This window comes from Micromonospora sp. NPDC004540 (assembly GCF_040610095.1).
Classification (GTDB): Bacteria; Actinomycetota; Actinomycetes; order Mycobacteriales; family Micromonosporaceae; genus Micromonospora.
Window position 1 is genome coordinate 1 of the sequence record NZ_JBEXLR010000143.1, and the last position, 12,220, is coordinate 12,220.

The 12,220-nt window shown below is 69.1% G+C and carries 7 protein-coding genes and 2 pseudogenes; 5 read left to right on the forward strand and 4 right to left on the reverse strand.

Annotated elements, in window-relative coordinates:
- On the reverse strand, positions 1–580 hold a 580-nt coding region (locus tag ABZV78_RS29680; protein WP_355643884.1), incomplete at its 3' end, for a hypothetical protein.
- Between the two features lie 107 nt (positions 581–687).
- A pseudogene (locus ABZV78_RS29685) lies at positions 688–939 on the reverse strand (integrase core domain-containing protein); the annotation flags it as partial.
- A 49-nt stretch (positions 940–988) separates the two neighbouring features.
- Here ABZV78_RS29685 and ABZV78_RS29690 point away from each other — a divergent pair.
- On the forward strand, positions 989–1,393 hold the full coding sequence (locus ABZV78_RS29690) for an IS3 family transposase (RefSeq protein WP_355643895.1): 405 nt from the start codon (positions 989–991) through the stop codon (positions 1,391–1,393).
- Positions 1,394–1,475: 82 nt separating this feature from the next.
- Here ABZV78_RS29690 and ABZV78_RS29695 read toward each other — a convergent pair whose 3' ends face one another.
- Positions 1,476–4,346, reverse strand: coding sequence for a helicase-related protein (locus tag ABZV78_RS29695; RefSeq protein WP_355643886.1), 2,871 nt, complete (start codon positions 4,344–4,346; stop codon positions 1,476–1,478).
- 107 nt (positions 4,347–4,453) lie between these two features.
- On the opposite strand from ABZV78_RS29695, the gene ABZV78_RS29700 reads away from it, so the two are divergent.
- The 4 genes and pseudogenes from ABZV78_RS29700 (at position 4,454) to ABZV78_RS29715 (ending at position 11,503) form a co-directional block, all read left to right on the forward strand.
- The gene (locus tag ABZV78_RS29700; protein ID WP_355643888.1) at positions 4,454–5,446 is read left to right on the forward strand and encodes a hypothetical protein; all 993 of its coding nucleotides are present in this window, start codon (positions 4,454–4,456) and stop codon (positions 5,444–5,446) included.
- A 3-nt stretch (positions 5,447–5,449) separates the two neighbouring features.
- Positions 5,450–9,700, forward strand: a complete 4,251-nt coding sequence (locus ABZV78_RS29705) for an AAA family ATPase (protein WP_355643890.1) — start codon at positions 5,450–5,452, stop codon at positions 9,698–9,700.
- Between the two features lie 325 nt (positions 9,701–10,025).
- Positions 10,026–10,278, forward strand: a pseudogene (locus ABZV78_RS29710) (hypothetical protein).
- Between the two features lie 391 nt (positions 10,279–10,669).
- A complete protein-coding gene (locus ABZV78_RS29715) occupies positions 10,670–11,503 on the forward strand; it encodes a hypothetical protein (RefSeq protein WP_355643891.1) in 834 nt (277 codons plus the stop codon).
- Between the two features lie 64 nt (positions 11,504–11,567).
- Here ABZV78_RS29715 and ABZV78_RS29720 read toward each other — a convergent pair whose 3' ends face one another.
- Positions 11,568–12,053 carry a hypothetical protein gene (locus tag ABZV78_RS29720; protein WP_355643893.1) on the reverse strand — a complete coding sequence of 162 codons (486 nt, stop codon included), beginning with the start codon at positions 12,051–12,053 and terminating at the stop codon, positions 11,568–11,570.
- Positions 12,054–12,220: the final 167 nt, after the last annotated feature.

The following is a 12,220-nucleotide window of genomic DNA, read 5'->3' on the forward strand; positions in this document are numbered from 1 at the left end:
CACCGCTCCGTTCGGTGGCCGTGATCAGCGGAGCGAAAAACTCGCTGACCGCGGGCGGACAGGAGTGTCGGCCGGCCCGCAACGCGCCTCCGTCAAGCGATACCGTGCCGAGGGCCACGCTCGGGCCGTTGTACTGCGACCAGAAACCCCAATTGCGCGGCGAGTACGAGCCTTTCCCGGAGACGTCCGCGAGCGCGAACTCCGACCCAGGCTCGGGCGTGAGCCGCAGGTACGCATCCACGCCGTGAGCCAGTCCCGGCGGTTCATCCGCGCTGTCGTTGGCGAGGGAAATGCGGGCCAGGCCCACCTCGGCACGACGGAGGAGCCGGCGGCAACCTTCCCGGTCCAGCCCGACGCGCTCCGCGTGGGCAGCAATGGCCCAGTAGAGGGTGTAGTAGCGGGCGTATCGGGTTACCGTCGAGACGCCGGGGACCAGCATGTCGACAGCCGACATCACTGGCGCCTCCACGGCCAGCGGGTAGCGGCCTGCGCGCGCCAGCAGACCTGGCTCGCACCAGTTCGGCCCCTCGACCTGAGACTGGCCGGAGGCTGCGGAAGCCTCGGGGGTGGAAAGCGCCATGGTGGCGATTCTTGCGGTCGTAACGCGAACACAGAATGGTCCATTGGGGCCAAACGAGAATCATCCGGACCGCTTTAGGTGGCAAGCGTGCCTGTCCGGCCGCAGGGTCACACCACGCGCTCGCCGACAGTGCAAGGACGAGCCCTTGCAGCGCCGTTGTAGCAGTGCATCCAGCGGAACGCGGCGAGTTGGGCTTCGCGTTCGTCGGTGAAGGCGGGGCGGCCTTGCAGGGTCTCGCGTTTGAAGGTGGCGTTGAACGATTCCGCGGCGGCGTTGTCGGCGGAGCTACCGACCGCCCTCATCGACCGCCGGACTTCGGCGGTCTGGCATTCGGCGGCGAAGGCCCGGGAGGTGTACACCTCGGCCGAATTCGCCCGCGCCTGCGCCCGATGGAAGGTACGCCAGTCGATGGGCCGCGCCGGGTCGTGCCTCGACGCCGTCGCCGAGGCCACCTTCTCCACCATCAAGGTCGAGTACGTGCATCGCCGCCAGTTCCGCTCCCGCAGCGAGGCGCGACTGAAGATCGCGACCTGGATCACCGACTTCTACAACGGGCGCCGCCAGCACCCCGTCTGCGACTGGCGCTCACCCATCGACTACGAACGACCAGATACCCGTGCCCTCGGAGGCCCAGGCCGCATAACGGAACCTCCACGATTTCAGGGGATTGACATTCGGCCCTGCGGCGAAAGACTGGAAACAGGCCGAGCGGCTCGCGGTGCGGCACCGGTCGGGGCATCGGATCTTGGTCGACCGCTGTCTTACCTGGAGCCTCGCCCTCATCGATCTCCGGGCTTGCCGCACCCGCCCTGAGCTGCAAGAACAGCTTGGAAGAGGCTCAGCGCGTAAACGCGCGTCTCGGATGGAGCCCCAATCTGGTCTAGCAGCGCGAGCGCTACATGTGGATGCCGCGCAGTATGTAGTGGGCTGCGCCGACGTTCGCTGCTGTGTGCTGCTCTGAGCGTCGGCGTTGAGCGTGGCTCAAGGCGGGGACCGCCGACCAGAAGGTGATCTCGTCGTCGCCAGTCATGAAGTCCCAGCCCTGGCCGGGCAGGGCATTGACCGGTGTCTCGCCGGCTGCGGTCAACTCATCGCGCAGTCGTTGGCGTGCCGTGCGCCAGGCTTCACCTGTCCGCGGATCTGCTGTGCCGCGCACGTAGGCGACTGCGGCGATACGCGCGTCGGTGTGATGTGAGCCTAGAGCAGCGATGGCCTCGTTCGCCGCGGCGACCTCGTCTGGCGCGCCGGGTCGGCCCACCTGAAGGTCGGTGTAGAGCGCGAGGTTCACGGCGTGCTCGGCGCCACTAGTGTAGATCTTGTATGTGGAAACGGAGTCAGGCGCCACGAGGGTCACCACCGTGTAGTCGTCGTTCTCGCGGTCGTCCTCGAGAACGATCCCCTGCGTCAGGGCGTCCCCATGCTCCCGGTCGACGGCCTGGATCAGCGCACCCAGCAGGGGATGCCCTGGCGAGATGAGCTCCGGAGGCTCGACGCTCGTGATGGGGCCCTCTGAGCGCTCGAACGTGACCGCGTTGTAGCGAGTCATGAGCGAAGAGCCGAACCGGGCGCGCAGCCGTTCGGGTACGTGGACGACCCGCCACACCGAGCCAAGTGGAGTGATGTCGCCGTGGAAGGTGGCAAAAGAGCGGAGCGTGAAGTCACGCACGACATCGGGCTGAAAGCTGGATGCCCTGGCCTGCTCCATGGCCTTGCGTAGTGCAGTGAGTTCCGTTGGCGTGAGGCTGCTCGACGCGGCGGCGCGCTGCCGCACGGCCGATTCCAGGTCGCTGGACACCCGGTCGAGGGCTGACTCGATCTCGCCAGGGGCTGCCCCCCTCAGCGCCCCAGAGAGCAGTTGGCCGAGGCTGGCGTCGGTGAGGACTTGGCCGAGCACATCGAAGACCTGGTCGCCCAGGGCCTCGCGTTGGACTTCCAGCTTGGCGAGCAGGGTCTCGAACACGTCACCCTCGCGGGTGTCCACCGCGACCAGATTCCAGAGGTGGCAGGTGTGACGCTGGCCGATGCGGTGGATCCGGCCGAACCGCTGCTCGAGTCGGTTGGGGTTCCAGGGAATGTCGTAGTTGATCATCAGGTGCGCGACCTGGAGGTTGACGCCTTCGCCTGCGGCATCGGTCGCGATCAGGATTGAGCTGTTGGGCTCCTGGGTGAAGCGGATCTGGGCCAGGCGCCGGTCGGGCCGCGAGATGGTGCCGTGGATGACCTGGATCTCGGTGTACGCAGGGAGGAGCTCGAACAGGCGCTGCTCGAGGTACTCCAGGGTGTCGCGATGTTCGGTGAAGATGACGATCTTGCGGCGCTGGCCAGCCGCGTCGTACATCTCGTCGCTTTTGAGCAGGTCGGCCAGCGCCTCCCACTTGGCGTCGACGCCCGCCTCGCGCACGGCCTCCGCCTTCTGGACGAGGCGTTCGAGGATCAGGATCTCGGTCTCGAGCTCCTCGAGCGTGCGCGCGGCGGTGGCCACCGAGGCGACGTCGTCCTCGTACTTCTCGGCATCCGCGGCGCTCAGCTCGTCCGGGTCCTCCGGCTGCAGGCCTAAGCTCGCGGCGAGAGCCTCGGCGAGTCGGCGGTCGGCGGCCTGCACGCGGGCGGCCTCGCTCTGCAGCCGGGCGTGACGCCGCGCGAGCGACCGAAGGATGGCCTCGGGCGAGGAGGCGAGCCGGCGCTGAAGGATCAGCAACGCGAAGCCGACGCTGCGCTTCGTATCGTCGCCCGAGACTTTGTTCATCTCCTCGCGGACGTACTCGCTGACGTCCTCGTAGAGGTCGCGCTCCAGCGGCGTGAGCCGGTACGCCACGGTGCTGGCCCGGCGCTCCGGAAACAGACGCGACCCGTCCAGGTGGACCAGCCGCTCCTTGACCAAGCGGCGCATGAGTCCGTCCCTCGCCGCGTCGGCGATGTAACGGTCCTGGCCCGCGGGCCGCAGCAGGGACAGGAATTGCTGGTAGTCGGCCTCCTTGCCGTTGTGCGGAGTGGCCGTCATGAGCAGCGTGGCCGGAGTTGCCTCCCGGACGGCCTCGGCGAACTGGAACCGCTTGGACTTGATGACCTTATTGCCCCACGTGCGCGCCGACAGCTTGTGCGCCTCGTCAAAGATCGCCAAGTCGTAGTGCGACTTGTTCGGATTGGTGACCAGTTCGATAAGTCGCGGATTGCGGGAGAACTGGTCCAGACGGGCGATAAGGAAAGGATGCTCCCGCAAAGGATCGTCGTCGAGCCGCCGACCACCGATGAGGGACGTTTCGAAGATCTCGAAGTGGAGCGCGAACTTCTCGGCCAGTTCCTCCTGCCACTGTTCGGCGAGGCTGCCAGGAACGACGATCAGACAGCGGCGTACCCAGTCACGCGCCAGCGCCTCCTTGATGAACAGCCCAGCCATGATCGTTTTGCCGGCCCCTGGGTCATCCGCGAGGAGGAAGCGCTGCGGGTGGTTGCGCAGCAGATGGTCATAGACGGCCTGTACCTGGTGAGGCAGTGCCTCGACGTGGGACGAGGACACCGAGAGCAGCGGATTGAGCAGGTGCGCGTGCCGCAGTCGTAGTGCCTCCACGGCGAGCCAGAAGGCTTCGGGCGCGGCGTCCAGGGTCGGGCCCGTGTTCTCGACCGGCACGACGGCGGTCAGGTCCTCCTCGGAGAGCATGCGCGTCGACTCGAGTCCGAGGTCGTCGCGAAATCGTACGAATACCCCAGAGCCGGCGGAAGTCCATTCGATGATTTCCACCAATTCGCCCGCCACGAGCCCGTGCACTCGGGTGTGGGGAGATACTCGAAGGCCCGCCATGATCCTCCGCACATTGCCCTGTCATGATCCTCGGCAAGAGCATACAAACACCATCGGTGTGAAGGAGGCGCTCCGTGGATCTCATGATCGTCGCGGGAGTGCATCTCGACCGCGCCTGGAGCCAGCTGGGCGGGCCGTTCGGCGTCGCACTACGACAGTGGTCGCGCGATGTCCTGGCGCGTGTCGTCGATGAGGCCCACCGACGAAACGTCGGCGCCCTTGTGATCGCCGGGGATCTGCTGGACCGGGCCACGGCTGTGCCGGCGACCGCCGACTACGCCGCCAAGGTGCTCGGCACGTTCCGCGGCAATGTCCTGATCACACCGGGACGCTCCGACTGGATCGGGGGTGCCGGACCGTACGGCTTCCAAGACTGGCCCACCAATACCTACATCTGGTCGGCGGCGGAGTACGAGCCCAGCCCAACGGTTCCGATGGTCTGGGCGAGCGCATGGACCTCCCCGGCCGGTTCCTCACCACGGGTCCCCGATGCGGCTGGCCCGCGCGTGCTCGTCCGGGCAGGAATGGGTGAGGCGGACCTCGACCGGCTGAACATGCGCCACGACGATCTGCATATCACGACTGGCACGGCGATGGCGGGAAAGATCCTGACGGTCCCGGACCTCGTTCATGACCCGCGCGCTGCCGGTGGCTACGCGCTGATCGTCGACGGCGACGACCCCAACCGGCCCGCGGAGCGTGTCGATCTGCCCGCCCAGCCGGGCCGGCTCGTGGAGATCGACGTGGCCCGACTGCAGACCACCGACGCGCTCGCGGCGAGCATCGACAGTGCGCTGGAAGTCGAAGGCCCGCTACTGGTGCGGCTCACCGGGACGCTCGCGCCTACGGTGCTCCTGCCCGGTTTCGGCGGTCCCGAACTGCCTCCGGGGGTCGTTGTCGACCTGGACCCGCTGGCCTACGGCCGCGCAACGCCCGATTCCACCGATCGCAGCGCCCGATCGGAGTTCCTGCGGGCGATGGTCGACATTCGCACGAACGAGTTGGAGCGCCACCAGACGACGGCCCTGGGATTGGCCGCCCTCGACGCGAACGCCCAGGGAGCCTGACGCATGTATATCAGTTCTGTGCGGGCCAGCGCATTCGGTCCGCTACGCAGCGAGACCCTCGACTTGGCGCCGGGGCTGAACGTTGTCCATGGCCCCAACGAGGCGGGCAAGTCGTCCTGGTTCGCCGCGACGTACGCGGGCCTCGCCGGACGCCGCCGCATGCGTGGCCGTGGCACCACCGCTCAGGCGGAATTCGCCAAACGCCACAAGCCGTGGGCGGGATCGCGATGGAGCGCCGGCGTCACCGTGACGCTCGACAGCGGCCTGACGCTGGCCTTGGAGCACGACCTGGTGAAGGGCGAGGCTCGCATCGTCGATGCCTCCACCCGTCGGCCAGTCACGCTCACGGAGTTGGAGCGGCGCCTCGGCATCGAACTCACCACGGAGGCGACGCTCGACGGCACCCGGCTGCTCGGACTCAACCGCGACTCGGCGCGGGCCACCATCTTCACTGGTCAGGCGGACATCCTGAGGGTCTCCAACGACGCGAGCGAACTCCAGGAGTTGCTCGAGCGTGCGGCCACGACTGAGGCGGTCGACGCCACCGCCGACGGTGCCCTCACGTGGCTGGCCAACCACCGCAGCGACTGGGTCGGGTCCGCGTCCGTCGGCAACCGGCCGTTGCGAGCGAGGCGAATGGACCTCGACAAGGCCCGCGCCGTCACCGCCGCTCGCCGCGACGACCTGATCCGCTTGACCGAGGCGATCGCCGAACGGCAGCGCATCGACGTCCCACTCCGCCGGGCGCGTGAGGATCTGGAACTCGCCGACCGTCTACTGCGATGGCAGGACGTTTATGAGCTGCGGGCACGGGTGGAGCAGGCCGTAGATCACTCGACCGAGCTCGCTCGATTGGCCGAAGCGGACCTGACCGTCGACGAGGACAAGGTACGGTCCGCCGCTGCAGTTCTCGGCGCATTCGAGGCCGGCAGCGACGTCGCGCCGCTGCCCCCGGGATTGTCGGCAGCGGACCTGCAGGCCGAGATCGACGCGTTGCCCGATCACCCGGAGGGCGACCTGGAGCCGCGCCCCGAGGTGCAGGCGGCGCACCGCGAGTTGTCCCGGGCGCAGACAGCCCTGACCACTCACGTGCGCAACGCCCCGGCGGACACCCCGAAGAACGTAGCGACGCAGTTGTCCCCCGACGAATTGCGCGCCCTCGCCGACGCGCTCGAGGCGCCGCTGCCCGTGATCGACCCCGCCCTGCCGCTGCAGTTGGCGACGCTGCGCCAGGAGGCGCAGGATGCGGCGACCGCCTATGCGAACGCGCAGGCGGAGTACGACGCCGCGACGGCGCGCAACGACGAGACGCTGCGGGCGCATGCGGCGGTGGTCGACGAGCACGACCGGGTGCTCGCGGAGTTCGAGCGCGCCAAGGCGGAACTGACTGCCGAGTTCGAGGCCCTGCGGCAGGCGGCCGAAGAGGCGGCCGTCGCGTACGCGAGCGCCAAGGCCGCGTACGACTCCGTAATCCGGCAGAATGAGGAGAAACAGCGCACATACGACGAAGCAGTCGAGCTGCACGCGCGAACCTCGGCCGACTTTGAGCGCGTGCAGGCGGAGCGGGCCGCCGAGTATGCCGTCCTGCAGACCCAGGCCGCGGATGCCGCTGCCGCCCATGTGCGCGCCCAAGGGGCATACGACGCCGCGATCCATCGCAACGAGGAGAGGCGCCGCTCCCACGCCGTGGCTGTCGAGGAACACCGGCTCGCGTTCGCCGAGTTCGAGCGCGTCAAGGCCGAACAGACCGCAGAGTATGAGGCCCTGCGGCGTGAGGCCGAGGAGGCGGCGGTCGCGCACGCGAGCGCGAAGGCGGCCTTTGACGCCGTGGTCCGCCAGAACGACGAGAAGCAGCGCGCCCACCAGGAGGCGGCGCAGGCACACGCGCAGGCGCTGGCGGCATTCGAGCGGACGCGCAACGAGCGGACCGCCGAGTTCGAGTCACTTGATCGGAAGGCGCAAGACGCTGCGGCCGCCTACGCACAGGCACAGGCCGCGTACGAGGCCGCGACCCGGCGCAACGAGGAGAAGGGCTGGGCGCACACGGCTGCGGTCGACGCGCACACGCGGGCCGCGGCGAATTTCGAACGTGTGCAGGCCGATCGTGCGGCCCGACGCCAGGCCGAGCGGCGGCAGGCCGAACAACTCGCCGCGGCGGCCAGGAGACGGTCGACAATTCTCCTCTCGGTGGGAGCGGCCCTCCTCGTTGTCGGCATCGTGCTGTCCATTGCCGGCGTCGTGCTGCCCGGCAGTCTCCTGGCGATCGTCGGCGGTGCCGTTCTGGTCGCGGGCTTCCTGACCGGACGTACGTCAGCCGCGGCGGCGCAACCAGCCGATGACACCGATACCGGGCCGGCCGCACCAGTTCCGCCGGCACCCCCGAGGCTGGAGGAGATCACCGTGCCCGTCGCTCCCACGGCCGACCCACGGCTGGTGGAGCTGCAGATCGAGCTGAAGGCCCAGGCTCCGGTCGCGCCTGCGCCGCCCACGGTCGAGCAGGTTGAGCCGCCTGCGGTTCCCGTGCCCAATCCGCGCCTGGCGGAGCTGCAAGGCCTGCTGAAGGCGCAGCCTCCGGCACCGCCGGTGCTGGACGAGGTCGAGCCGCCCGTGGCACCGGTCGTCAACCCCAGGCTAACGGAGCTTCAGGTCGAGTTGAAGGCACAGGCTCCGGTCGCGCCCGTGCCGCCCGTGTTCGAGGAGGTCGAGCCGCCGGCGGCTCCCACACCGGACCCAAGATTGGCCGAACTGCAGGATCTGCTCAAGAAACAGGCGCCCGCGCTGGCGCCTGCGCCCGTGCTCGAGGATGTGCAGCCGCCGGTGGTGCCAAGGCCGGACCCGCACCTCACGGAGGTCCAGGCCGAACTCATGGCGCAGGAGACCGCGTTGCGCCAGCACCAGGAACGGGTGGCGGACGCGCGGTCGCGGGTAATGGCCGAGCAGCTCGACCCTGATCCGGTGACGCTGCGGCAGCTCGCGCGAGCGATCGACGACGCCGACGCGGCACGGGAGCGGGCACGGGTGCACGCCGAGAAGGCGGCGAATTCGCGCGCGACGCGCGACGATGCGCTGCGCGTGCTCGCGGAATTCCTCGGCCGGGAGATCCCGTCCGAGGTCACCGACGACGTGGTGGATGAGGTGATGCAGGCCTTCGAGGCCTACGTGGCCGCGTGTCGTGAACGCGTCGCCGTCGCACAACGCGCCGCTCGGCGGCCGGACCTGGTCGCCGCCCACGAACAGCGCCAGCAGGTGGAGTCTGCCCACGCGGCGGCCGTTGCCGAGCGGAAGCGCCAGGGCGTCGCCGTGTGCGGGTTCGCTGACGCGCTCGGAGTTGACGCGTCATCCGTCACACAGGCGGTGGGGCAGTTGCGGCTGTGGGAACGCGACCAGGAAGCCAAGCGGGAGGCGCTGGCTGAGCGACGCTCGCTCGCCGCCCGTCTTGACCAGGTGCTAGCCGGACGGGATCTCGCCGAGTGGCAGGCGGAGCTTGCCTCGCTCGTCGAAAGCGCCGGGCCGGAGCCGGACACGCGGCCGACCGACCTCGACCAGTTCCGGGCGGAGGCCGCCCGCCGGTACGAAGTGGTGATCGGCCGGGCGGGCCAACTTGAGGGGCAGCAGCAGCAACTCAGCCAGGTACTGGGTTCCGTGGCCGAGGCGATCGAGCATGAGGCGGACGCCGAGCGCGCCGCCGTTCAGGTCGCCACACTGGCGGCGTGCATCGACGCGGCGACCGCGCAGCTCAACCTCGCCAAGGAGCGGGCGCACGCTAGCATCGCCCCGGCGTTGGAGGCGAGGATGCGTCCGTGGCTGCCCCGCGTCACCAGCGGGCGCTACCTGGATGTAGCCGTGGAGCCGAGCACCCTAACGATGCAGGTTACGGATGCCAACGGCGCGATCCGCCAAGCGGCCTTGCTGTCGCAGGGCACGACCGAGCAGCTGTTTCTGCTACTGCGGGTGACCCTCTCGCAGGTGCTCTCCGGCGGCACGGAGATCGCTCCGCTGATCCTCGACGACGTCACGACGCAGTCGGACCGGGACCGCAAGCTGGCCATCATGGAACTCCTGCACGAGATCAGCGTCGAGCACCAGGTCGTCATGTTCACGCAGGAGCGCGAAGTCATCGCCTGGGCCGAGACGCATCTCAAGGCCGAACGGGACAAGCTCATAGCGCTGCCCGCTCCAGGGCAGCGCGAGGATCTCAGCGTCCGTGTCCCGATCACTTCCCGGCAGCAGCCGCAGCGGCGCGAGCGCGTTTGAGACACCGAGGTACGCCCGTCGAAGGAGCACGAACCAGCATCATCCCGCAGCCACCAGTAGCGATGGGCGAGGACGAGGTAATGGAACCGCTTCGGAAAGCGTCCCGAGTACGGGGTGGCCCCCGAAGTGGACTTCCCCCTGAGATGTGGACACCCTGAGACTGGACGCGATGCTACACATGCCCCACATCTCGTCCAGGGTCTTGGGCGGGGTGGGAACGAGTCGCGCTGGCCACAAGCTGCCGGCAGGCCGCCGTCGTCAAGGACGCGCTGCGCCGTTGGCAGTCCGACCAGGCCCGCGCCCGCGATGTCTGGGGATACCAGCAGTGACCCAGCGGTACGTCATCCACCCTGCCGGTCGTCGCCGCCGACCTGCCCGCCGCGCAGCGCCTGGCCCGGGTGGTCGGCCGCTGGCTGCTCGTCCTGCCGGAGACCGAACCGGGCAGGACCACCGTCTCCGCCGAGGACGACCAGAACGTACGCCACTGGGTCTTCTGCGATGCGCTGATGCCCGGCGGCCGGCGCTGCCTGCTCCGCACCGACCACGACGGCGCCTACTCGCGGCGCCTACGCCGCTGACCGGGTCACCACGTGCTGGCCGGCTGACCACCGCCGGCGTGACGAGTAGGCAGGCGGCGTTGCGCCGGTCTCGCGACCGTCAGCCTTTGTGTTTGTGGTGAGGCTGGCCAGCGAGGTGGGCGGTAGGGCGATTCAGCCTCCGGTGCTGGGGGCGGGCATGTCGGCGAGGCTGGGACGGGGGCTTGGCCGATCGCGGCGGCACGAGCGGTCAGGGCCGCCACGACAGCGTCGATCGCAGGTGGACACCGAAGGACGGACTCATCGCGGTGAGGGTGCCCGCCCCCTGCGTCGCTGACACCACCAGACGATCTGGCATCTGAACTGCCCGTTGAGCCGAGTGCGCCGATGATCATGACGCCGCTAAGGTGCGCAGCACGGGGAGGTGGTTGGGTTGGCCGCTCGGCGTTGGGACGCCTGGTTCGACGAGGAGCATCTTGTCGTCCGGCGCAGGCGGTTGCTGCCGTGGCGCAAGGCCTACGTCCGGCGCATACCGCTGGCCACGGTCCTCGACATCGGCTCGCTCACCGCAGCCGACCACGTCAAGCGGCGCGCGCAACTCACCGTTCACGACCCGTCGGCGCCGCACCTGACCGAGCTCATCCCTGTCCGGTTCACCCCGGAGCAGTGGGAGGTCGCCGGCGGCTTCATGCGGGAATCGCATGGGATACCGACCGAGCGACCGCAACCCGGCGACGTGCCATCGTCGGGCGCCGCCGCCTCATCCCGCTCGGCTGCGGACGTCCCGAAGCAATCGCCGCGACGGACGCAGCCGCCGGCCGCTCAACCTGCCCGCCTTCCGCCGCCGAAGCCGGCTTCCGTCAGCCGAAGTGCCACGTCGACCGTCCCGGCGATGCGGGCCGGCGACGGCAAACGGCCGGTGTGGCTGTGGCTCCAGAACGGCAAGATTCATGCCTCACTCGTCCCGGTCGGCAACACCTCGCCGCGCAGGCTGAGCCCCGCCGACCTCGCCCACCTCCTGCTCGCCGACCCGTCCCGGGCTATGCCGGCGATCCGTGCCTTGACCGGCATCGCCGACAGCCAGCAGGCTTTGGCTCGCCTGCGGAGCTGGCGCCGGTCGGACCTGGTCGTGGTCAACCTGGACGCCTCCGACCTCGCCGGTCGGCGGGTCACCGAGGCTCTGCAGAAGCCGGGCCGGAGCAACCCGGACGGCAGCGTTCGGACCGTGTCCGGCGGCCTTCCCAGTCTGAACAAGCGCCGTCGGTGAGCGTGAGCCACGGGAGACGCTGGCCGGGAAGCGATGCCGGCGTCTCCCGTCGTTCCTCCGCCGGTCACCACCCGATGCCGACGCCGTCGAGCAGGTTGATCAGTTGGTCGTCGCGGGTCACCTCGTAGCCACGCTGGCGCAGCTCCGCGACCAGTTCAGCCTCGCCGTCGAGCGGAACCTGCAGGTACTCACCGTTGTGAACCGTGAGCACGACTTCGCCGTACCGGTCCTGCAGGTCCTGCGGCAGCACGTCGAGCGCCCGCGTCGTGACCATCTTGGGCCAGTACCCGTCCACGATCGCACCCAGCTCGGTGATGTCGAAGGGCTTGTCGTCGGCGTAGTCGTCCTCTTCGTAAGATTCGGGGCCGGCGGGGTTCTCCAGGTGGGTCATCTGCACCTGCCGGGCCTCGCCCCAGGTACGCGCGGCCGCGAGGGCCTTGATCTCCGCGGCCTCGCCTGCGGCGGTGTCGGCGTCGACGAAGGCCAGGCAGTCGTGATTGGTGGCGTGGCCGTAGACCAGGCGCCGAGTGTTCGGGTGGTGCGTCGTCATGGCGCACATCCTGCACCACGGGTACGACGACCAAGATCGGCATACGGGCCTGGGGAGCCTCCACCGGTCGGACGACCGCTAGGCTGACCATTCTCGGCCTTGCCACCTGGAGAAACGCCCATGTCCGACAGCGTCTTCGCGCAGTTCACCGCCGACGACGACCAGCT